General features: G+C 65.3%; 24 protein-coding genes. 10 read left to right on the top strand and 14 right to left on the bottom strand.

All coding sequences use genetic code 11. The features are described from left to right. Positions 1-55 precede the first annotated feature (55 nt). Entirely contained in the window at positions 56-271 is a 216-nt protein-coding gene (locus Q7T45_RS06615) for a hypothetical protein (RefSeq protein WP_304868968.1), read from the bottom strand. Positions 272-401: 130 nt separating this feature from the next. On the opposite strand from Q7T45_RS06615, the gene Q7T45_RS06610 reads away from it, so the two are divergent. The 4 genes from Q7T45_RS06610 to Q7T45_RS06595 all read left to right on the top strand — a co-directional run bounded on the left by Q7T45_RS06610 (position 402) and on the right by Q7T45_RS06595 (position 4,068). Next, positions 402-1,325, top strand: coding sequence for a 2-dehydropantoate 2-reductase (locus tag Q7T45_RS06610; protein ID WP_304868966.1), 924 nt, complete (start codon positions 402-404; stop codon positions 1,323-1,325). A gap of 178 nt (positions 1,326-1,503) precedes the next feature. Continuing rightward, positions 1,504-1,785 carry a hypothetical protein gene (locus tag Q7T45_RS06605; protein WP_304868964.1) on the top strand — a complete coding sequence of 94 codons (282 nt, stop codon included), beginning with the start codon at positions 1,504-1,506 and terminating at the stop codon, positions 1,783-1,785. 79 nt (positions 1,786-1,864) lie between these two features. Then, positions 1,865-2,311 carry a DUF3617 family protein gene (locus Q7T45_RS06600; protein ID WP_304868962.1) on the top strand — a complete coding sequence of 149 codons (447 nt, stop codon included), beginning with the start codon at positions 1,865-1,867 and terminating at the stop codon, positions 2,309-2,311. Beyond that, positions 2,308-4,068: a hypothetical protein gene (locus Q7T45_RS06595; RefSeq protein WP_304868960.1), complete on the top strand. Its 1,761-nt coding sequence runs from the start codon at positions 2,308-2,310 to the stop codon at positions 4,066-4,068. The genes Q7T45_RS06600 and Q7T45_RS06595 overlap by 4 nt, the downstream gene beginning before the upstream one ends. 80 nt (positions 4,069-4,148) lie before the next feature. On the opposite strand, the gene Q7T45_RS29015 is transcribed toward Q7T45_RS06595, so the two are convergent. Together Q7T45_RS29015 and Q7T45_RS06590 are read right to left on the bottom strand one after the other, a co-directional pair. Continuing rightward, positions 4,149-4,361 (bottom strand): nucleotidyltransferase family protein, encoded by a 213-nt coding sequence (locus Q7T45_RS29015; protein WP_370691223.1) that lies wholly within the window; start codon positions 4,359-4,361, stop codon positions 4,149-4,151. Then, positions 4,352-4,510: a hypothetical protein gene (locus Q7T45_RS06590; RefSeq protein WP_304868958.1), complete on the bottom strand. Its 159-nt coding sequence runs from the start codon at positions 4,508-4,510 to the stop codon at positions 4,352-4,354. The genes Q7T45_RS29015 and Q7T45_RS06590 overlap by 10 nt, the downstream gene beginning before the upstream one ends. A gap of 385 nt (positions 4,511-4,895) precedes the next feature. Between Q7T45_RS06590 and Q7T45_RS06585 the strand changes: the two genes are divergently transcribed. The 3 genes from Q7T45_RS06585 (at position 4,896) to Q7T45_RS06575 (ending at position 5,893) form a co-directional block, all read left to right on the top strand. Beyond that, complete coding sequence (locus Q7T45_RS06585; RefSeq protein ID WP_304737757.1) at positions 4,896-5,135, top strand: hypothetical protein; 240 nt, start codon at positions 4,896-4,898, stop codon at positions 5,133-5,135. Between the two features lie 134 nt (positions 5,136-5,269). Continuing rightward, on the top strand, positions 5,270-5,458 hold the full coding sequence (locus Q7T45_RS06580; protein ID WP_304868956.1) for a hypothetical protein: 189 nt from the start codon (positions 5,270-5,272) through the stop codon (positions 5,456-5,458). A gap of 159 nt (positions 5,459-5,617) precedes the next feature. Further along, positions 5,618-5,893: a transglycosylase gene (locus Q7T45_RS06575; protein WP_304868954.1), complete on the top strand. Its 276-nt coding sequence runs from the start codon at positions 5,618-5,620 to the stop codon at positions 5,891-5,893. 143 nt (positions 5,894-6,036) lie between these two features. Here the strand turns inward: Q7T45_RS06575 and Q7T45_RS06570 are convergent, their stop codons facing one another. Beyond that, positions 6,037-6,372, bottom strand: a complete 336-nt coding sequence (locus Q7T45_RS06570) for a hypothetical protein (protein WP_304868951.1) — start codon at positions 6,370-6,372, stop codon at positions 6,037-6,039. Between the two features lie 204 nt (positions 6,373-6,576). On the opposite strand from Q7T45_RS06570, the gene Q7T45_RS06565 reads away from it, so the two are divergent. Next, positions 6,577-7,713 (top strand): GGDEF domain-containing protein, encoded by a 1,137-nt coding sequence (locus Q7T45_RS06565; protein WP_304868949.1) that lies wholly within the window; start codon positions 6,577-6,579, stop codon positions 7,711-7,713. Between the two features lie 189 nt (positions 7,714-7,902). Beyond that, a complete protein-coding gene (locus Q7T45_RS06560) occupies positions 7,903-8,370 on the top strand; it encodes a hypothetical protein (protein WP_304868947.1) in 468 nt (155 codons plus the stop codon). 47 nt (positions 8,371-8,417) lie between these two features. Here Q7T45_RS06560 and Q7T45_RS06555 read toward each other — a convergent pair whose 3' ends face one another. The 5 genes from Q7T45_RS06555 to Q7T45_RS06535 all read right to left on the bottom strand — a co-directional run bounded on the left by Q7T45_RS06555 (position 8,418) and on the right by Q7T45_RS06535 (position 13,146). Next, on the bottom strand, positions 8,418-9,161 hold the full coding sequence (locus tag Q7T45_RS06555; RefSeq protein WP_304868945.1) for an enoyl-CoA hydratase/isomerase family protein: 744 nt from the start codon (positions 9,159-9,161) through the stop codon (positions 8,418-8,420). A gap of 85 nt (positions 9,162-9,246) precedes the next feature. Then, positions 9,247-9,468 carry a hypothetical protein gene (locus Q7T45_RS06550; protein ID WP_304868943.1) on the bottom strand — a complete coding sequence of 74 codons (222 nt, stop codon included), beginning with the start codon at positions 9,466-9,468 and terminating at the stop codon, positions 9,247-9,249. 63 nt (positions 9,469-9,531) lie between these two features. Further along, on the bottom strand, positions 9,532-11,793 hold the full coding sequence (locus Q7T45_RS06545) for a xanthine dehydrogenase family protein molybdopterin-binding subunit (RefSeq protein ID WP_304868941.1): 2,262 nt from the start codon (positions 11,791-11,793) through the stop codon (positions 9,532-9,534). Continuing rightward, complete coding sequence (locus Q7T45_RS06540) at positions 11,790-12,272, bottom strand: (2Fe-2S)-binding protein (RefSeq protein ID WP_304868939.1); 483 nt, start codon at positions 12,270-12,272, stop codon at positions 11,790-11,792. Before Q7T45_RS06540 ends, Q7T45_RS06545 begins: the two co-directional genes overlap by 4 nt. 4 nt (positions 12,273-12,276) lie before the next feature. Then, positions 12,277-13,146 (bottom strand): xanthine dehydrogenase family protein subunit M, encoded by an 870-nt coding sequence (locus Q7T45_RS06535; protein WP_304868937.1) that lies wholly within the window; start codon positions 13,144-13,146, stop codon positions 12,277-12,279. A 282-nt stretch (positions 13,147-13,428) separates the two neighbouring features. Here Q7T45_RS06535 and Q7T45_RS06530 point away from each other — a divergent pair, with 282 nt between their 5' ends. Continuing rightward, entirely contained in the window at positions 13,429-14,418 is a 990-nt protein-coding gene (locus Q7T45_RS06530; RefSeq protein WP_304868935.1) for a DUF2778 domain-containing protein, read from the top strand. Between the two features lie 85 nt (positions 14,419-14,503). On the opposite strand, the gene Q7T45_RS06525 is transcribed toward Q7T45_RS06530, so the two are convergent. Genes Q7T45_RS06525 through acsA form a run of 5 tightly spaced genes read right to left on the bottom strand, consistent with a single transcriptional unit; the run spans position 14,504 to position 19,739 of the window. After that, a complete protein-coding gene (locus Q7T45_RS06525) occupies positions 14,504-14,761 on the bottom strand; it encodes an acyl carrier protein (RefSeq protein ID WP_304868933.1) in 258 nt (85 codons plus the stop codon). Then, a complete protein-coding gene (locus Q7T45_RS06520; RefSeq protein WP_304868932.1) occupies positions 14,758-15,975 on the bottom strand; it encodes a dihydrolipoamide acetyltransferase family protein in 1,218 nt (405 codons plus the stop codon). Before Q7T45_RS06520 ends, Q7T45_RS06525 begins: the two co-directional genes overlap by 4 nt. Before the next feature lie 3 nt (positions 15,976-15,978). After that, positions 15,979-16,986 (bottom strand): alpha-ketoacid dehydrogenase subunit beta, encoded by a 1,008-nt coding sequence (locus Q7T45_RS06515; protein WP_304868929.1) that lies wholly within the window; start codon positions 16,984-16,986, stop codon positions 15,979-15,981. A gap of 6 nt (positions 16,987-16,992) precedes the next feature. After that, positions 16,993-17,985: a pyruvate dehydrogenase (acetyl-transferring) E1 component subunit alpha gene (pdhA, locus tag Q7T45_RS06510; protein ID WP_304868927.1), complete on the bottom strand. Its 993-nt coding sequence runs from the start codon at positions 17,983-17,985 to the stop codon at positions 16,993-16,995. After that, complete coding sequence (gene acsA / locus Q7T45_RS06505) at positions 17,982-19,739, bottom strand: acetate--CoA ligase (RefSeq protein ID WP_304868925.1); 1,758 nt, start codon at positions 19,737-19,739, stop codon at positions 17,982-17,984. The genes pdhA and acsA overlap by 4 nt, the downstream gene beginning before the upstream one ends. Between the last annotated feature and the right edge of the window lie 108 nt (positions 19,740-19,847).

The following is a 19,847-nucleotide window of genomic DNA, read 5'->3' as shown; positions in this document are numbered from 1 at the left end:
AGTCGCCGGTTAAGCTAACCCGTCAACCTTACCGGCCAGGATCGCGGTCGCCGCATTAATGGCGATGACGCTTTTTCGGGGGATGAACAACGCGCGCTGGCCGCGTCGAGAGAACCGAGCCCGACTGGTTCGGGACATAGCCCCGGGATTCCTGCAGGCGCCGCTGATAGCCGGGCGAGCTCATGATGCTGGCGGCCGCTCCGCGCGCGAGCGCCTCGGTCGCGGTGAGCAGGACGAACAGGGCTGCGGTGCATTTCAGGAACTTGTTCATTCGCCACCTCCGGAACACTGTGCGATGGTTGGGCACCAGGAAATATCACACATTGTTCCGGTCCGTACTGGCACCCCGGCGTGGCAATCTGCGGGCAGCCCAAAAAGGACTTTGGTCAGGGAGATAGATCATGCGGATCGCGGTAGTCGGCGCCGGCGGAGTCGGCGGCGGATTTGGCGCCGCGCTGGCGAAAGCGGGAGCCGATGTCAGCTTTCTCGCGCGCGGCGCGCATCTGGCCGCCATGAAGAGCGCGGGCCTGAAGGTGCTGAGCCCCCGCGGCGACACCCATCTGGTGCCGACCAGGGCGACCGACGATCCCGCCGAGATCGGCCCCGTCGACATCGTGCTGTTCTGCGTCAAGCTGTGGGACGTCGAAAGCGCCGGCGAACGCATAAAACCCTTGATTGGTCCCGGCACCGCCGTGATCCCGCTGCAGAACGGCATCGACGCGCCCGAGCGGCTGATCCCGATTTTGGGCGAGCGCGCCGTAATGGGCGGCGTGGCGCAGATATCGGCCTCGATCACCGCGCCCGGCACGATCACCCAGGTCGGCACCTTCATGCGCATGATCTTCGGCGAGTTCGACGGCCAACGCAGCGCCCGCGCCGAGGATTTTCTCGCGCTGTGCCAGAAGGCCGGTTTCGACGCCACCCTGAGCGATCAGATCCTGACCGATCTCTGGATGAAGTTCGTGCTGCTCGCCACCAACGCCAGCATCACCGCGCTGGCGCGGCAGCCGATCGGCCAGTTGCGCGACGACCCCGACATCCGACCGGTCTTCATCGCCGCCCACCAGGAAGTGATCGACGTCGCCCGCGCCAGGGGCGTGGCGCTGCCGGCCAACGCGCTCGACAAAATTCTGGAGTTCAACAGCCACGCGCCGCCCACCATGAAGGCCTCGATGGCGCTCGACCTCGAGCGCGGCAACCGGCTGGAGCTGCCGTGGCTCGGCGGCAAGGTCGCCGAGCTCGGTCGCCAGCTCGGCGTGCCGACGCCGACGCACAGCGTGATGTATGCGATGCTGAAGCCGTATGTGATGGGGAAGACGGGGTGAGCGTCTCGCATCCTGCGCGACTGCCGGCGATTGGCTGAGATCGGCGATGTCACGGCTTGATCCCGATCAACGCCATGGCGTCGAGGGCGTCCACATTCGCACGTGGCGGCAATGGCGCGCGTGCCGGCGCGCGGTTCACGGCGTGGCGTGGGCCGGATGAAATGGAGGGAGAACGGACATGAAGCATGGCAGGCCCCTCCTATCGATGAGCATCCTGGCACTCGCGGCGGCCCTGGCTCCGCACGGCTCGGAAGCCAGTTTCGGCGGAAACGCGATCGGGCCTCCGGCACGGGAGGCAACCGGCCTGCAATTCCCCGTCGACGGGAGACTGGCCGCGGCGAAACGAAAATCGTCCGGGCAGGAGATCCGCAGCGTGCCGACGACCCCCGAGTCTCCGATTCCGAAGAAGAAGAAAGCCAGCAAGCAGAAGAAGAAAATCGCCAAGCCGCTCCCCGGCTGAAAAATACCTGCGGTTTGATCCTGCGCAAGGCGGCCGATCCGGTCCGGGATGAAATTTCGTCCCAAAGGTGGGCTGACCGATGCGGCGAAGGCTGACTTTCATTGCTTGCAGCTTCGCGGTCGCGCTGGTCCTCGCCGCGGGTGTCGCGCTCGCCGCCGACGCGCCGCAACCGGGCCAGTGGGAGATCGCCAGCAAGACCGAGCGCAGCGGCGTCGTGAAGACGCGGCCGCTGCGCACCACCTGCATGACGCCGGAGAAGGCACGCGATTTCGGCGCCAGGCTGCAGCGCGACCTCATCACCGCGACCGGCACCTGCAAGAGCATCGAGCCGCGCAAGACCGATACCGGCATGAGCTGGAGCATCCAGTGCGCGCCCGAGATGCCGCTGCGGGCGACGGCGTCCTACGCGTTCGACGGTCCGCAACATTACGTCGCGACGGTGAAATCAGAGACCAGTTTCGCCGGCAAGACGATGGCCTCCACCCTGACCGTCGAGGGACGGCGCATCGGGGAGTGCCCGAAGTGATCGCCCGCGCGCTCAGGCCGGCGCGGATCGCGGCGGCGCTTCAGGCCATCCTCGTCGCCGCATTGCTGGCATTCCATCCGGCGCCGGCGCGCGCCAGCGACGCCGGCGACTGCGTCGCCAGCCTCGCCAAGGCGGCGATCTCCGCGCCAGAGCTCGAGGCCGCCTATGACTTTCTCAGTCATCCCGAAAACTTTCCCTGTCTGGCACTGCTGGCCGACCCGACTTTTGAATTTCATGCCATTGTCGCGGTGCTGATCGCCATCAAGCAGGCCGGCGCCTTCGATACGGTGGATCAGTGCAGGAACCTGATCCCTTCGATCACCGCGGAGGTCGTGCTCGGGGTCGCCGACAAGCTCGGCATCAGCATCCCCGACGACATCAGGAAAGACAGCCAGAAACTCGCGCAATGGATCACCGACAACGCGCTGGGCCAGATCGTGACCCAGGAGATCGGCTGCGGCTGCGCGGTGGCGGTCTACGGCATCGAGGGGCTGGAGAAATCGCTGGCCAACCTCAAGGCGATGGCGGAATCCTGCGGCGCGGTGCTGCAGGAGATCGCCAGCGTCATCGCCGAAGGCGTCAAGGGCGCGCTGTCGGCGATCGAGGATTTCATCAACGGAGTCGTCGACGCCTTCGAAGACGTGTTCGATGCGATCGCCGGCGGCGACGATCTGCCCACCACCTCGGCGCCGCCGAAAGGCGACGTCGCGTGCTACCCGCCGAGCACGGCCTGGTGCCTGCCGGACAGTTCGTATTGTTCGGGATCGGATCCGGCTCCCGTCTCCTATTACAAATGCCCGGCGGACCTGAAATGCACCTGTCAGCCGGGACCCGGCGGCAAGCCGCAGCTCTGCGCCAGCTTCGATCCGGCGCAGTCGACCTGCCCGGTCGGATCGCAGTGCGCCGCCGACCCCGCCTGGCTCGCCTGGCACAACGCCACGCCGATGGGACAGAAGGATCCCTGGAGCGCGACTAACTGGCGGACCTGGCTGAAATGTATGCCGTGCGAAGGCGTCGCCAACGCCGTGCCGCTCACAGCCGGCGTCTGCGGCTGCGCGGCCGGCTACCAGCCGGTCTACCAGTTCGGTCCTTCGGGCAAGAAGACGCTGACGGCGTGCCTCTGCCCGGCGCCAATGCAGGAAGGCTCGTTCTTCGGCAGTACGAAATCGTGTCAGTGTCCGTCGCTCGGTCAGGTGCCGCGCATGAGCAACGGCAAGCTGGTGTGCGGCTGTCCGGACAATTATCAGCTCGAGGGCGGGCTGTGCCGGGCCTGCACCTCGACCGAAATCTACGATGCTAAGCAGCTCGCCTGCGTGCATTGCCCGATCGGCCAGAAGCCGGATCCGGCGCGCGGCAGCAACACATGCGTCAATCTCTGCAAGCCCGGAGAAATCCTGCAAGGCAGCGGCTGTCAGGCATGCCCCGCCAACACCTATGCGAAATACATGATCGGCAGCACCGGCTCGTGCGAGCCCTGCCCGGCCGGCTCGACCGCCAAGCCGGGATCGACGGCCTGCCTCGCGCCGCCGGTCTACACGCCACCGCCGCCGAAATCGACCCGGCCTGCGCGGCAGCCCGGCAGGCCCGATCTCGGTGTCGTCCCGCGGCAGCCGCCCGTCCCACCGGTGGTGCGCCCGCCGCCGCGGCGGCCGCCGGTGTCAGCGCCGCCGCAACGGCCACGCCCAATCATCGCGCCGGTACAGCGATTGAAACCGGCAGCGCGACCGCACTCGCGGCAACTCGACAGGCAACGTTGAGAGTCGCGGCATCCTGCCTCGCACGGTTTCGCATTCCGAAGCTGCTCCCCGCCGGATTGAACCGGCTTGCCTGCCGGGCGTTACCGGCCGTCGCGGTTAGCCACGTCAACGCGGCCGGCAAACATGTCTTCGAGGAAATGGACGATGCCGACCTGTTGAAACAGGCCAATGCGCGCGTCGGGCGCGAGTTCGACCATGATATCGATGTCGCTCTCCGGGCGATCGTCGCCGCGGGTAGCGCAAGAACCGCCGGAGCATATCCAGGATTTTTCCGGACCGCGCCTTACGTGCATCCCGTCGAGGCATCGTCGCTGGCATCCACCAGCCCGATCAGCGGCACGTCCACACCCAACGTCAATTCCATGACAGCGCCGACGACGCCGTAGACGACGGCGATCTCGGCCGCTCCGAAGGCGGCCAGTGCAACGAGGCCAAGCATCATTCTTATTCCGTTGGAACCCACGATCGTCCGTCCCCTGTGGAGCCGTTCGGTTCTGATTGAATCAGGACCGGGCTGCAGCCTTTTGTTTTGACGCGTTCGCTTAACGGGAGGTTGATACCATGGCTGCGGCCGGCCCGGTCGCGCGGCCGGGTTCCAATTGTTCTTAACCCTAATTCACCCCATGGCGCGGCCGGGATTTCCGCGCGCGGCCGGCGGGTTGCGCGACCCATTGGCCAATACATGCTGCGGCCCGCGCCGCGGCCGCAACGCAGGATTAACCGATCGGGCGCACATTGCCGCTGCCCTTGGGGTGGCCCTTGGGGTGGCCCTTGGGCACGAGCCGTCACTCGGGCGCAGGGCGGCCATTTCATTGGGCGGAGCCCCCATGGATTATCGAGCCTTCAACAACGACAGCCTGACCATGATGTATGAGAGCGTGCGCGGCGCGCTGGCGTCGGACGATGCGCTTGCCGGGCTCGGCGAGGAACGCCGGTTTCGCGTACGCGAAACTCCCGACTGGAAGAAGCACGCCGCCGACCTCGAAGCCGAGATGCTCAAGCGCGGGATGTTTTTCGAGGTCATCGACTGGTCCGAGGATCAAGCCACCCTGCCGTTCGATCGCTGACGCCGCCAGAAGGCGGCGCTCCGAACCAGGCCCGCTGATTGAAAAGCCGGTCTTCTCCAGAAGCAGGATTGAACCAGTTGGCCCGCAAGGCGTTATCGGGCATGCCCCGGCCGAATCCAACGTTGACAGGTCCCATGAGCGTGCAGCCCGTCGAGCATGGCTCGATCACGCCGATGCAATCGCGGCCGATGTCGTCCGGGACGACCAAGAAGCCGAAGAAGGCCTCGAAGAAACAATCCAGGGCTGACGCGGTTCGTATCGCGAAGGCGAAGATCAGCCGGCGCGGTTCGCTGAATAAACAGCGGCAGGCGCTGAAGGGCTAAACCGGCGAAACTAATTCGGCTGGCTTGCCCAAACGAATTTCGTCGACTTCCCCTCGGTCTTCCCTTGGACTTTCCTCGCGCAAAGGCGCATCTTTCCCACCGTTCGACGCCGAACTCCAAGGCAGCCCGCCTGGACCCACAACCATCGAGGCGACCCGCATGCGCGATCCCGCCGTCACCTTCCTTGTCATCCTCGTCATCGGCATTGCCGCCGGCTTGCTGTTCGACCGGCTGGCAGGGCCATCATGGCTGGCCCGTCAATTCTCCGGATCAAGCCGCGGCATCATCACCAGCGCGCTGGTGGGAATTGCCGGCGCGTTCATCGGCTATCACGTCGCGGTGCTGCTGGCGCTCGGCAGCGGGCTGGTGATGGCGGCGATCGCGGCGGCGCTCGGCGCGGCCGCGGTGCTGTTCGCCTGGCGGATGGCCAAATAATCGCGCTTCGCTCTCCGGCGTCGTAACCGAAACGCGCTGGCCGGCTTCGCCGCAAGAATACGTCGCTTGAATCAAACGGAACGAGGCCGCAGATTTCTCCGCGGCCTTGTTCGGGCTATTGGTGATCGACTGTCGCCGCGCGCTTACCAGCGCGGGCCGACGCCGAATCCGACCCCTACGCCAGCAGGACCAACGCCGATGCCGACGCTCGGACCGCTATTGTAGTAGCCGTTGTTATAGTAGCCGCGACGCTCGATGTAGCGCTCCCGCGGCGCGTAATAGTTGTAGGAATCCTCGACCACGACGCGGCGCTGGCCGCGTTGCCGCCAGCAGCGCCCGCTCTCATCACAGACCATGCGGACGTTTTCGATGCCGTTGTCGGGCATCACCGCGATACCGTTTGACAGCGGAGCCGCCGACGCTGCCGTCGCGAACAGCGCGCTGGCGCCGAACGCAAGGGCGATAATGACCTTGTTCATGCTGAACCTCCTTTTGGGTTGCAACGGAGTCAACGGGTGCAGTTGCCGAATGTTCCGCAGTTCCCCAACCGAAACCCGCTCTCCGTAGAACTGCGGAACTGTTGATGTATCCGTTAAGCCCTCGGCAATGTCCGCTCCCCGACGCCGATACCAAACCTAAACGTTCCTCACATAGCGTCGCCCGTCTAACCCCGGACGAGGCGAATGAGCCGCGCAGTATTGGCAGTCAACGAGGACCGTTCGGGCGCGAGGGCGTTGCCGCCCGACGTGGCGCGGCGGCGACTCGGGCAGCGCCGCGAGATGCTCGTGCTTCAGGCCATGAGCTATCTGCTTGGCGATATCGTGCTGTGGATCTATGCCTATGCCGGCACCATCCCGATCGCCATCCCCGTGACCTTCCTGCTGTGCGGGATCGGCCTCACCGGATTGTTCGCGGCACTGTCGGAATCCGGCGTCAGCAACCGGTTCGAGGATCATTTCCTGACCACGCCGCAATCCGCCTCGAACATCGTGCTGCAGCTCGGCTTCCTGCTGGTAGCGCCCGAGATCGGCTATCTGTTTCTCAGCGTGATGTTCGTGATTTTCGGATTTGCGTCGCTGCGAATGACGTCCCGGGAAGCGATCATTCTTTGGGCGTTGACCGGTGCCGCCGTCGCCGCGATATTCCTGTTGCAGAGAACCCCGATCGCGCTGCCGATGGCGACGACCGCGGAATGGCTTGCCGCTGCCTTTTCATTTTTCGTGACGATCGGCCAGTGCGCCTATATCGGCCTGTTCGGAAGCACGATGCGCAAGACGCTGCATCAGCGCACGGTCGAGCTCAGACTTGCCTATCTGCGCATCGAGGAACTCGCGCAAACCGATGAACTGACGGGATTGCCGAACCGCCGCAGCATCGTGAAGATGCTGGATGATGAAATTGCCCGGGGCCACCGCGGCACGCCGTGCTCGGTGGCCATGATCGACATCGACTGGTTCAAGCGCATCAACGACGGATATGGCCATCCCGCCGGCGACGAGGTGCTGCGCACCGTGGCTAACACGGTGTTCGCCAACATCCGGGCCAATGACCGGTTCGGCCGCTATGGCGGCGAGGAATTCCTGCTGGTGCTGCCCGACACGGCCCGCGACGAGGCGGGACCGATCGTGGAGCGGCTGCGCGTGATGATCGCGGAGCTCGACTGGAAAGCATTCGCGATCGACATGGCCGTGACGATTTCCGCCGGCATTGCGACACTCGCGCCGGATGATTCCTCCGACGCGATCCTGGCGCGCGCCGACCGCGCGCTCTATGCCGCCAAGGCAGGCGGCCGCAACCGGATCGCCACTGACCGGCTGTGATCGAACTTCATCGCCGGCAAGCAACGGCATCCCCATCTGCGACTCGGACGCAGTGGCTTGTCGCTCATAGCCCGCTCGTCGCTTTCGTCCCGGAGGTTGCGCCAACGCAAACTCCGGCCTCCGAACGATCCCTATCTCCCGGTCAGGAAGCCGTTCGCGGCCCGCAATGGGCCCAGGAGGATAGACGACATGCTCACCACCAAATTGTTGATGTCAGGATTGGTTGCATTCGGTCTGGCATTGGCCCCGACCGGCGTCATTGCGGCCGAGCCGCACAGCCACGCCGCCACCGCCAAGATCAGCCTCGATCACGGCAAGAAGTGGCCGACCGACGAGGCCTTGCGACGGGGCATGGGCGAGATCCGCAACGCCATGGCGGACGCGGTTCCCGCCATCCATCGCGACAAATTCTCCAGTGGAGAATTCGAGAAACTGGCTGGACGCGTGCAAGGGCAGATCGACTACGTCACGGCCAATTGCAAGTTGCCCGAAGCGGCCGACCACCAGCTTCACGTCGTTCTGGAACAGATCCTCGACGGCATTGCCGCGATGAAGGCGGACAAGGGCCGCGACCAGGGCGCCGTCAAGATCGTGCAGGCGCTCGACCTGTATGGCGCGCATTTCAACCATGCCGGCTGGAAGAAGCTGAAGCACTAGCCGCAACGCGCAGGATGAGTGGAGCGAAGCGATACCTATCCTACGCGCTAGCGTCCCTTGTAGACCGCCTTGCGCTTTGCCTTCACCGCCGCGGTCGCCTCAATGGCGTCTTCGCTTTCCTTGACCTCGTACAGCGCGCGCTGGGCCCGGCCGGATTGTTCGGACGGTCCCTGCGCCAGCACGCCTTCGGTGACAAAGCGCTTCAATGTCTTCAGCACCAGCGGCGAGAACTCGGCCATTTCGCGCGCCATGCTCAGCGCCACCGGCACCTGCTGTCCTGATGGCACCACCTCGTTGACGAGGCCGATATTGAAGGCGCGCTGCGGATCGAGCACCCGGCACAGCAGCAGCATCTCCATCGCGACCTTGTGCGGAATCCGCGCCGCCAGCCCGGCAATCAGGCCGCCGGTAAAACCCAGCCGCGCCTCGGGATAGGAGAATTTGGCATTCTCCGCCGCCACCGTGAGATCGCACATCATGGAGAGCACCAGCGCGCCGCCGATGCACCAGCCGCCGACCGCCGAAATGATCGGCTTGGTGGTCTCGAAGCCGACGGTGGGAATGCAGCGCCACAGCTCCGGAAAATTGCCGGTATCGGCGCCGGCGGAAAACGACTCGTTGCCGGCGCCGGTCAGCACCGCGGCCTTCTGCGTCGGCGAACGCTCGAACTCCTGAAACGCCTTTTGCAGCAGCAGCGCCGTCTCGGCGCAGATCGCGTTGCGCCGTTCCGGCCGGTTGATCGTGATCAGCGTGGTGCCGTCGGCGTTGTTCTCGACCAGGACTTTTTGCATGGGGATTCCTTTTTCGATCGGCACAGATCGTAGGCGGGTTAGCGCAGCGTAACCCGCCAATGTCATTCGTTAGCGGCGCGGTACATCACGGATTGCAGACGGCGCGCGGTTGAATGTCCGCACTCATTTGGAGGTGCTCGACAGCGGCAAAGGCATGGTTCCTGTCAAATGGACCGTGCCACCTGCCGTTCTTGCCGCTGTCCGCCTGCTGGGGACCACGTCCATCATTGCAATAACCGCAACTGGCGAGATGTATGCGGCCACGCTTGCGGTGCCAGTTCTCATAAATGTAGTAGCGCTCCTCCATGGTGTCTTCCGACTCCCCTGGGGGTAGCGGCGGGTTACGCTTCGCTAACCCGCCCTACGCAGATCACTCCGCCGCTTGACGAGTCTCCGGCCCCTCGATCACCTCCAGCACCACCGGCGGCGACATCGGCAAACTGTAGAAGCGTTTGCCGAGTGCGTTGTGGATGGCGTTGGCGACGGCGGCCATGACCGGCACCAGCGGTACTTCGCCGACGCCCTTGACGCCTTGCGGATGTTTCGGGTTCGGCACTTCGACCATCACGGTGTCGAGCATCGGCAGATCCGAACAAACCGGCATGCGGTAGTCGAGGAAGCCGGGATTATCGACCTTGCCGGCCTTGTTGTAGATGTATTCCTCGTTGAGCGCCCAGCCGATGCCCTGCGCCACGCCGCCCTGCATCTGGCCCTCGACATATCCCGGATGAATGGCGCGGCCGACGTCCTGCACCGCGGTGTAGCGGATCACCCGGACGATCCCGAGTTCGGGATCGACCTCGACGTCGCAGATGTGGGTGCCGAAGCCGCCCTCGGCGCCTTCGGTATTGAGCTGCACGCCGGCGCCGATCGGCCCGCCCATCGACGGGGCCTTGGCGGCGAGTTCGGCCAGCGTCAGCGGTTCGAACTGGCCGGCGTTGGGGCTGGCCGGATGCGCCGCGCCATTTTCCCATTTCACCGCTTCGGGATCGATGTCCCAGATCTTTGCGGCGCGCTCCTTCAGCGTGGTGATGATCTTGTCGGTCGACTGCGTCACCACGATCGCCGAGGCGAACAACACGCGGCTGCCGCCGGTGAGATTGGAGAAGCCGATGGTGGCGGTGTCGCCGATCAGCACGGATACCCGCTTGTAGTCGATGCCGAGCAGCTCGGCGCAGATGTTGGCGATCGCGGCGCGCGAGCCGCCGATGTCGGGATGGCCCGTGGTGACGACGACGTTGCCATCCTCGGTAATGTTGACCTGCGCCGAGGATTCGCCGCCGGCATTGAACCAGAAGCCGGAAGCCACGCCCCTGCCCTGCCACTTGCCGAGCGGCGCAGAGTAATGCGGATGCGCCTTGGCAGCCTGCAGCGTCTCGACATAGCCGATGCGGGGAAACACCGGGCCGAACGCGGCCTTGGTGCCCGCCCGCGCGGCATTCTTCAGGCGCAATTCCAGCGGATCCATCTTGAGCGCTTCGGCGAGCTCGTCGAGCACGCACTCCACCGCATAGGCGCCGATCGGCGCGCCCGGGGCGCGATAGGCCGCGACCTTGGAGCGGTTGGACAGCACGTCGAAGCCGACCGACAGCACATGCGGGATATCATAGGGCGAGAAGCTGCAGCCAACCGCACCGCGGATCGGCGAGCCCGGCAGCGCGCCGGCCTGCAGGTAGAAGGTGCCTTGCGCGGCGACGATGGTGCCGTCCTTCTTGGCGCCGATCTTGACCGTGCTCTTTGAGCCCGACGTCGGCCCGGTTGCCCGCATCACTTCCTCGCGGGTCATCACCATCTTGACCGGACGGCCGGATTTTTTCGCCAGCAGCGTCGCCAGCGGCTCCAGATAGACGATGGTCTTGCCACCGAACCCGCCGCCGATTTCGGCGGGGATGGCGCGGATGTCGCTCTGCGGAATGCCGGTGAGATACGCCGTCATCGCGCGCACCATGAACTGGCCCTGGCTCGAGCTCCAGATCGTGGTCTTGTTGTCGGCGCCGACGCTGACCAGACAGGCGTGCGGCTCGATATAGCCCTGATGCACCGGGCGGGTGGTGAAGGTGCGCTCGACGATCACTTCGGCCTGCGCAAAACCTTCGGCGACGTCACCCTTCTTGACCTCGAGCCGGCCGCCGATGTTGGACGGCTTGCCTTCGAACTTCATGAAGTCGTGCAGGATCGGCGCGCCCGGCGCGATCGCGTCGTCGATCTCGATCACCCACGGCAGCACCTCGTATTCCACCTCGATCAGCTCGCAGGCTTTGGCCGCGATCGCCTCCGAGGTGGCGGCAACCGCCGCGACCGGATGGCCGGGGAACAGCGCCTTCTCGCGCGCCATCACGTTGCGGCACATCCAGCGCATGTCCTGGATGCCGAGCATGACCGACTTGTCGATCGGGAAGTCGACGATATCGCGCGCCGACACCACCGCCTTGACGCCGGGCAGCGCCTCGGCTTTCGAGGTGTCGATCGACTTGATGCGGGCATGCGGATGCGGGCTGCGCAGCACCTTGCCCCAGATCATGCCGGGCATGTTGGTGTCGGCGGCGAACGCCGCGCGTCCCGTCACCTTGTCGGCGCCGTCGGGCCGGATGGTGCGCTGGCCGATCCACTTGTTGTTGGTGACGATGTTCATTGCGCTGCCTCCCGCATTTCATCGGCGGTTTCCATCACCGCCCGCACGATCTTGTCGTAACCGGTGCAGCGGCAGAGATTGCCGGCCAGCCAGAACCGCACCTCCTCCTCGCTCGGCTTCGGATTCTTCCGCAGCAGCGCATCGGAGGCGACCAGCATGCCCGAGGTGCAGATGCCGCACTGCAGCGCGGCCATTTCCAGGAACTTCTGCTGCAGCGGATGCAATTTGTCGCCATGGGCCATGCCCTCGATGGTTTGCAGTTCGTGGCCTTCGGACTCGACCGCCAGCATCAGGCAGGAACAGACCAGCCGGTCGTCGACCGTAATGCTGCAGGCGCCGCAATCGCCGGAGGCGCAGCCTTCCTTCGAGCCGGTCAGGCCGAGCGGCCCGCGCAGCGCGTCGAGCATGGTGTCGGACGGCTCGCAGAGAAACTCCATCGGCTCGCCGTTGATGGTGGTGGATACGTGCAGCTTGGCCATGGTCTCAATTTCCTCCAGCGCGCTTGGCGGCGATGGCCGCGGTGCGCTTGAGCAGCACGCCGGCAACCTTGGTGCGGTAAACGATGGTGCCGCGCTTGTCGTCGATCGGACGGCAGGCGGCGGAACAGGCTAATGCCGCGGCATTCAGCGCCGCGTCATCGAGCTTGCTGCCGATGAGCGCCCTGGCGGCGTCCTCGACCAGCAGCACGGTCGGCGCAACCGCACCGAGGCCGACGCGGGCGCCGGTGCAAACGCCGTCCTTGATGGTGAGGCTGACGCCGACGCCGACCACGGCGATGTCCATTTCGGTGCGCGGGATCATGCGCAGATAGGCGTCGCTCGAACCCTTGGCGCGCGGCGGCAGCGTGAAACTGACCAGGATCTCGCCGGGCAAGAGGTTGGTGCGGCCCGGACCGGCCGGCACTTTCTCGACCGGCATCTCGCGGCGGCCGTTTGGGCCCTGCAGCGTGGCGATGGCGCCGGCGGCGACCAACGCGGGCACGCTGTCGCCGGCCGGCGAGCCGTTGCAGAGATTGCCGCCCGCCGAGGCGCGGCCCTGGACCTGGGTGGAGCCGATCAGATTGATCGCCTCCAGCAGGCCGGGCCAGACTTTGCCGAAGCGCGGATGCTCGGCCAGCACCGCGCCCGGAACGGCGGCGCCGATGCGAAAACCGCCATCGGCGGTTTGCTCGATCGCAGTCATTTCGGCGATTTTCTTGATGTCGACGATCACGCCGGGCTTCACCGCGCCGGAGCGCATCTGGACCAGCAGATCGGTGCCGCCGGCCAGGATGCGCCCGGCGCTTCCGGCTGACGCAAGGGCCTTGATGGCTTCGTCGAGCGTGTTGGGCGCCAGATATCGGAGTTCAGTCATGTCGGTTGGTTTCCCTCATCCGCCGGCCGCCAGTGATTGTTGGCTCACCTTGCCCAGGCCCGCAGGCCCAAGAGCCTACACGGGCAAAACCGATTGGAACAGCCTCCGGGACCCGCTCCGGCGGCGGGCTCCCATGCGCCGGACGGGCTTGCGCCGGCGGGACGGCCAAGGCGCGGGCCGCCTGCCCGCCAAGATAATGCCTCAGTCAGCCCCCCATCATGACACCGGATTTGACGGACCTTGGCGGGGCAAGCAGTTCAAGGCGTCGAACCCGGGGAACGGATGACCTATACGCCAACGACCGCCGGCAAGCTTTGGTCGCGATACAGCACGCTGTTTATCAGCAGGCTCGTACCGGGTATTGCCGCGCTGGCCCTGGCAGCGGTGGCGGGCTGGGTCGGCGATTTCATTTCCGTCGCCGCCATTCCGGTTGCCAACGATGTCCAGGCTTCGTCGTTTAGGGATCGTTTCGATCCTGGCCCGGCGTCCGATTCCGGCGCGACCGACTTTGCCCAGCGTTTCCCTGATCGCTCCCTGCCTGCGGACAATCAGCTCGAACGCGAACAGGCCAGGCGCCTGCTGGCGGAGAATCTCAAGGCAGGGAACTGGCAGGCAAGCCCCGAGATGGAGCCTGCCGCTCCCGCGCCATCGGCCATTGCCGTTCCGCTTCCAAAACCTCGTCCGGTCGAGACGGCGCTCGCAGCTGTAAACACCGCTCCCGCCGCGCAAGCCAACGATCGCACACTGCTGCAGAAACTCTCCGACCTGCTGCCGGCGCGGCTCACGCTGGCGTCGCTGGCGCCCAATGGCGGGCTGTTCAGCAACGGCCCGGATCTCGCGGCGCTTGGTTACGACAGCCTCACGGCCGTGTACGACATTTCCGCGCGCACCGTTTACATGCCTGATGGCGCCAGGCTCGAAGCGCATTCGGGCATGGGCAGCATGATGGATGATCCGAGATATGTCGGCGAACGCGATGTCGGCCCGACGCCGCCCAATGTCTATGACCTGAAACCGCGCGAGCGTCCGTTTCACGGGGTCAAGGCGCTGCGCATGATCCCTCAGGACGAGAGCGCGGCGCTGGGGCGCGACGGATTGCTGACACACAGCTATCTGCTCGGCCCCAACGGCGATTCGAACGGCTGCGTATCGTTCAAGAACTACGACAAGTTCCTGACCGCGTTCCAGAATGGAGAGGTCAAGCGCCTCGTTGTCGTGACCAGCCTCACCGAGGCCGCATCGGCCTCGCGCAAGCCGGACTCGCCGTCCTGAAACGGGCGCCCGGAACCCTGGAACTATCTCGTGCGCGGAAGGATCGGCTAGATCGTGGCGCTCGGCGGAGGTATCCCCGCGGCCCTTACTTCTTGATCGACCCGAGCCGTGCCGCGAGGTAGGCGACCGCCCCGTCGAGCGTGACAAGCTTCAGATAGTCGAGTTCGGGTATGTCGACGCCGAGGCGATGGTGGATCGCGGTGATGAAGTTCAGGAAATCCATGGAGTCGATATCCAAAGTCTCGCGCAAGTCGCCGGCCGGATCAATCGTCGCCAGATCGATTTCGGGGGCGATATTGTTGAGCTCTTCCTTGACCGCGTTGCGGATGTCGAGGTCATTCATAGCTTGTCGGGCTCCTGCAGCAGCCTGCCGATCTCGGCCAGGAACAACGCGCCGGCGTGTCCGTCACTGACCCGATGGTCGGCGGACAGCGTGATGGTGACGACCGAACGCGGTCCGATGGCGCCGTCGATGACCCATGGCCGCGTCACGACCTTGCCGAAGCCCACGATCGCCACCTGCGGCGGATAGATGATGCCGTACAGCGTTTCGACGCCGCGTTCCCCCAGACTCGTCACCGTGATCGTCGGATCGGAGATCTCCGAACTGCGAATGCGGCCGGCACGGGTACGCTGAACGAGGTCGCGCATCCGCGTCATCAGCTCGTCGAGCGGAATTCGATCGGCGTCATGCAGGGCCGGCGCCGCCAGCCCGCCACCGCGAATCGCGATGGCGACGCCAACATGCACCGCGCTCGACAGTTCGAACTTGCCGTCGCGGCAAAAGCCATTGAAGGCCGGGAAGCGGCGCGCGGCCAGGGCGACCGATCTGATCATGAGCGCGCCGATCAGCAGGCGCTCGTCGGGCGGCCGCGCCGCGTTCTTCTGCGTCAGCCATTGTTCGGCTGCGGTGACGTCGACCTGGTGCTCGAGATAGTAATGCGGAATTTCCCGTTTCGATCGTGCCATGGCGGCGGCGATCGCCGTTCGCATGGCGTCGAGATCGAGGCCGGGCGCGCGTTTCGGTGGAGCGACGACCCCACCGAGCCGACGCTCCACGTCGGCATAGACGATCGCCCCCGCCGGACCGCTTGCGGTCACCGTCGAAAGATCGATTCCCTGCGCCCCGGCGAGCCGCCGCGCGGCCGGTGATACGCGCGGGCGCGCTACGGCGGCCGGCGCGACCGGTGGCGGTACTGGCGGCAATGGTGGCAATGGTGGCAATGGTGGCTTCACGGGTGCCGATATCGAAGACGGAGCCGCGGACGGAGCAGCCGGTGCCGGCGGCGGCGCGGCGGCACCGGTGCCCGCCGATCCTTCGAGTTCGGTTTGAATCCGCGCCAACGGCGTCCCGACCGGCACCTCGGTGTTGAGACCGACCAGAATCTGCTCGATCTTGCCGGTCTCGAAGATTTCGATCTCGATCGCGCCTTTTTGGGTCTCGACCACGGCCACGATGTCGCCGCGTTTGACCCGGTCGCCGGGCTTGACCAACCACTCCACCAGCGTGCCCGCTTCCATATCGGCGCCGAGGGAGGGCATGCGGAATTCGGCCACGGTCTATACTCGCCCGAGCACGGCTTTGGCGGCCGCGACGATGCCGGGCACCTGCGGGATCGCCGCATTCTCGAGATGCCGGGCATATGGAATAGGCACCTCCGCGCTGCACACGCGCCCGATCGGCGCATCCAGTTCCCAGAATGCCTGCTCGACGATACGCATGCCGATTTCCGCCGACAGGCTGCCGCTGCGCCAGCCTTCGTCGACGATGACGGCCCGGCGCGTTCTGGCGACCGACGTCATGATGGTCGCGTCGTCGAGCGGCCTCAGGCTGCGCAGATCGATCACCTCGGCATCGATATTCTCGCCGGCGAGCACCGTGGCGGCTTCCAGCGTCTTCCACAGCGAGCCGCCATAGGTGATGAGGGAAATATCGCGGCCGGGACGGCGAACGGCGGCCCTGGCGATGTCAACAGGACCGGCGTCCGCAGCCAGCGTGCCGGTCATGTTGTAGAGCATGACATTTTCGAAGATCAGCACCGGATCGGGGTCCTGCAAAGCCGTCCACAACATGCCGCGCGCATCCTCCACGGTTGCCGGCGCCAGCACCTTGATGCCCGGAATGTGGGCATACCAGCCTTCGAGGCTGTGCGAATGCTGGGCCGCAAGCTGGCGGCCGGCGCCGGTCGCCATGCGAATGACGAGCGGCACGCCGAACTGATTTCCCGACATGTGGCGCAGCGTGGCCGCGGTATTGAGGATCTGATCGAGCGCGAGCAGGCTGAAATTCACCGTCATCAGTTCGACGATCGGGCGCATGCCGGCCATCGCCGCACCGATGCCGGCGCCGGTAAAGCCGGATTCCGACAGCGGCGTATCGCGGATCCGTTCCGCGCCGAATTCCGCCAACAGGCCCTTGCTCACCCCGTAGCAGCCGCCATAGCGGCCGACGTCCTCGCCCATCAGAAACACGCGGTCGTCCCGACGCATGGCATCGCGGATCGCCTCGCGCATCGCATCGCGATAGGTGATTTCAGTGGTGGCGGGCTGGATCATCTCTTGCGGCACGACATTTCACCCTTCGGCTTCTGCGTGGGTGAAGCGGGTGAGCTGCTCGACCGGCTCCCATGTTCCCGCCTCGCTGAAGGCGACCGCCTCGGCAATCTCGGCCGCGATCTCCGACTCCATGCGCGCCAGATCCTCCGGATGAATCATATGATTGGTTTCCAGCCAGCCCTGAAAGCGCACGATCGGTTCCTTGTGCCGCCAGGCCTCGACCTCGGCCTTGTCGCGATAGAGCTGCGCGTCGAACATCGAATGCGCGCGCAGCCGGTAGGTCCGGCATTCCAGGAAACGGGGCTTGCGGGTTTCGCGCACCGCATGCACCGCCCGCCGGGCGGCGGCCTCGACGGCGATCACGTCCATGCCGTCGACCGCCTCGGAAGCGATCTGGTAACACGCCGCCTTGCGCTGGATATCCGTTTCGGATTCCGAAAGGGCCAGCGCCGTTCCCATGGCGTAACGGTTATTTTCGCACACGAACAGCACCGGCAACTCCCACAGCGCGGCCAGATTCATGCTTTCGTGAAACTCGCCTTCGGCGACGGCGCCCTCGCCGAAGAAGCAGGCCGTGACGGCGTCCTCGCCCCGCATCCGGTCGGCGAGCGCCAGTCCGATCGCCATCGGCAGACCGCCGCCGACGATGGCGTTGCCGCCATAGAAATTGGTGGCCCTATCGAACAGGTGCATGGAGCCGCCGCGTCCGCGGCTGCAGCCTTCCTGCTTGCCGTACATTTCCGCCAGCACCGCTTTCATCGGTACGCCGCGCACCAGGGCATGCCCGTGCTCGCGGTAGGTCGCCACGATTCTGTCGCGCGGCTCCAGCACCGGAATGACGCCGACGGCAACCGCTTCCTCGCCGTCGTAGAGGTGCAGGAACCCCCTGATCTGTTCCCTTGTATAGAGTTCGGCGCACTTGTCCTCAAAGCGCCGAATACGGATCATCTGTTTCAGCAAAGCAAGCATGTGCTCGCGCGACAGATGCGGCTTGTCGCCTGGTGCGGTCATCGCTCCTCGCTTTCGAGCGTCGAGATGTCGCCCTCCGGCAGGCCCAGTTCACGGGCCTTGAGCAGGCGGCGCATGATCTTGCCGCTGCGTGTCTTCGGCAGGTTCTGCCGAAAGGCGATGTCCTTCGGCGCCACCGCCGGACCGAGGCGCTGGCGCGCATGGCCGAGCAATTCCTTGCGCAGCGCATCGCTGGCCTCGAAGCCGTTTCTGAGGGCAACGTAGGCCTTGACCATTTCGCCGGCGGTCGGGTCGGGAATGCCGATCACGCCGGCCTCGGCCACGGCCGGATGCTCCATCAACGCGCTTTCCACTTCGAACGGGCCGATGAGATGGCCGGCGCTCTTGATCACGTCGTCGGCGCGGCCGACAAACCAATAATACCCCTCGCCATCGCGCATCGCGAGGTCGCCGGTCAGATACCAGCCGCTCACGAAGCACTTCTTGTAGCGTTCCTCTTCGTTGAGATAGGCGCGCATCATCGACGGCCAGCCCGGGCGGAGCGCGAGCTCGCCCATCGCCATCGGTTTGGTGATTTCGCGCAACTCGCCGCCTTCAAGGCGCTCCACGATGCCGGCCGTCACCCCCGGCAGCGGGCGGCCCATCGAGCCCGGCTTGACGTCCATCGAGGGGTAATTGGAGATCATGATGCCGCCGGTCTCCGTCTGCCACCAGTTGTCGTGGAACGGCTTGCCGAAGGTGGCCGCGCTACACGCCACGGCCACGGGATTGAGCGGCTCGCCGACACTGGCCATGAAGCGTACTTTGGAAAGATCGAACCGTTTGGTAATTTCGGTTCCGACCTTCATCAACATGCGGATCGCCGTCGGCGCCGTGTACCAGACGGTGACGTTCTGCTGCTGCAGGATGCGATACCAGCGTTCCGCGTCGAATTCGGCCTGGTCGACGATCATGGTCGCGCCATTGGTGAGCGGCGAGATGATGCCATAGGATGTCCCGGTCACCCATCCGGGGTCGGCGGTGCACCAGAAGACGTCATCGGGACGCAGATCGAGCGCGAGCCGGCCGGTGATATGATGGGCGACGACGGCTTCATGGACATGCACGACGCCCTTTGGGCGTCCGGTCGTCCCGCTGGTGAAGTGAAGCAAGGCCATGTCCTCGGGCCCCGTCCACACCGTCTCGAACGAATCCGAAGCCTGCGCCAGCGCCGCGGACAGATCGATCGTATCGGCTGGAAGGCGATCTGAACATTCGGTCAGGAAGACGTGCTCGAGGCTCGCGAGTTCTTTTCGCCAGGGCTCTATCTTGCGCCGGTAAAATGCCTCGGAAGTGACCAGCACTTTGGCATTGCCGATCGCCATGCGGGCCCTGATGGGATCCGGCCCGAACGCCGAGAACAATGGCGAGAAGACGCTTGCGTTCTTCAGCGTGCCGAGGGCCGCGATGTAGAGTTCGGGCACCCGGCCGAGCAGGGAGAATATCCGATCGCCCTTGGCGACCCCGCGCTCCGCCAGGACATTGGCAAACCGGTTGATCTGCGCGCGCAGAGCCAGGTAGTTGAAATCGCGAACCTGATCGCCGCGCCCGATCCAGCGCAGCGCAAGCTTGTCGCCGCGTCCCGCCAGCACGTGCCGGTCGACGGCCTCGAACGCGATATTGATCCCGCCATTGGGCAGACCATCGAGCAGCGCCCGCGCCTGCGACCACGCAAATCGTCCCGCGTATTCTTGATAATCCTGAAGGTTGGCGCCGACGTAATCCTCGGGCTGCTTCCGGATACGCTCCCAGTCCATGGCCGACCTTGAAGGTGATCTGTGGTCAAAAGGCTACATGGCCGATTTCGAGCGGCCTTGACGTGGGTCAAGCCCGCGAACCCGCGCAATCCATGCCGAGCGAAACCG

The sequence above is a fragment of the Bradyrhizobium sp. genome, assembly GCF_030646015.1.
Taxonomy (GTDB): domain Bacteria; phylum Pseudomonadota; class Alphaproteobacteria; order Rhizobiales; family Xanthobacteraceae; genus Bradyrhizobium.
The sequence above is the reverse complement of the archived record's forward strand: the minus strand, read 5'-3'. Positions and strand labels throughout refer to the sequence as shown.

Bases quoted from the DNA above. Each gene is read 5' to 3' on its own strand.
- Q7T45_RS06580 (WP_304868956.1), top strand. From the start codon at position 5,270: ATGAGCGTGCAGCCCGTCGAGCATGGCTCGATCACGCCGATGCAATCG.
- Q7T45_RS06610 (WP_304868966.1), top strand. From the start codon at position 402: ATGCGGATCGCGGTAGTCGGCGCCGGCGGAGTCGGCGGCGGATTTGGC.
- pdhA (WP_304868927.1), bottom strand. From the start codon at position 17,985: ATGACCGCACCAGGCGACAAGCCGCATCTGTCGCGCGAGCACATGCTT.
- Q7T45_RS06570 (WP_304868951.1), bottom strand. From the start codon at position 6,372: ATGAACAAGGTCATTATCGCCCTTGCGTTCGGCGCCAGCGCGCTGTTC.
- Q7T45_RS06530 (WP_304868935.1), top strand. From the start codon at position 13,429: ATGACCTATACGCCAACGACCGCCGGCAAGCTTTGGTCGCGATACAGC.
- Q7T45_RS06565 (WP_304868949.1), top strand. From the start codon at position 6,577: ATGAGCCGCGCAGTATTGGCAGTCAACGAGGACCGTTCGGGCGCGAGG.
- Q7T45_RS06600 (WP_304868962.1), top strand. From the start codon at position 1,865: ATGCGGCGAAGGCTGACTTTCATTGCTTGCAGCTTCGCGGTCGCGCTG.
- Q7T45_RS06605 (WP_304868964.1), top strand. From the start codon at position 1,504: ATGAAGCATGGCAGGCCCCTCCTATCGATGAGCATCCTGGCACTCGCG.
- Q7T45_RS06575 (WP_304868954.1), top strand. From the start codon at position 5,618: ATGCGCGATCCCGCCGTCACCTTCCTTGTCATCCTCGTCATCGGCATT.
- Q7T45_RS06550 (WP_304868943.1), bottom strand. From the start codon at position 9,468: ATGGAGGAGCGCTACTACATTTATGAGAACTGGCACCGCAAGCGTGGC.
- Q7T45_RS06615 (WP_304868968.1), bottom strand. From the start codon at position 271: ATGAACAAGTTCCTGAAATGCACCGCAGCCCTGTTCGTCCTGCTCACC.
- Q7T45_RS06560 (WP_304868947.1), top strand. From the start codon at position 7,903: ATGCTCACCACCAAATTGTTGATGTCAGGATTGGTTGCATTCGGTCTG.
- Q7T45_RS06585 (WP_304737757.1), top strand. From the start codon at position 4,896: ATGGATTATCGAGCCTTCAACAACGACAGCCTGACCATGATGTATGAG.
- Q7T45_RS06545 (WP_304868941.1), bottom strand. From the start codon at position 11,793: ATGAACATCGTCACCAACAACAAGTGGATCGGCCAGCGCACCATCCGG.
- Q7T45_RS06535 (WP_304868937.1), bottom strand. From the start codon at position 13,146: ATGACTGAACTCCGATATCTGGCGCCCAACACGCTCGACGAAGCCATC.
- acsA (WP_304868925.1), bottom strand. From the start codon at position 19,739: ATGGACTGGGAGCGTATCCGGAAGCAGCCCGAGGATTACGTCGGCGCC.
- Q7T45_RS06590 (WP_304868958.1), bottom strand. From the start codon at position 4,510: ATGATGCTTGGCCTCGTTGCACTGGCCGCCTTCGGAGCGGCCGAGATC.
- Q7T45_RS29015 (WP_370691223.1), bottom strand. From the start codon at position 4,361: ATGCACGTAAGGCGCGGTCCGGAAAAATCCTGGATATGCTCCGGCGGT.
- Q7T45_RS06555 (WP_304868945.1), bottom strand. From the start codon at position 9,161: ATGCAAAAAGTCCTGGTCGAGAACAACGCCGACGGCACCACGCTGATC.
- Q7T45_RS06525 (WP_304868933.1), bottom strand. From the start codon at position 14,761: ATGAATGACCTCGACATCCGCAACGCGGTCAAGGAAGAGCTCAACAAT.
- Q7T45_RS06540 (WP_304868939.1), bottom strand. From the start codon at position 12,272: ATGGCCAAGCTGCACGTATCCACCACCATCAACGGCGAGCCGATGGAG.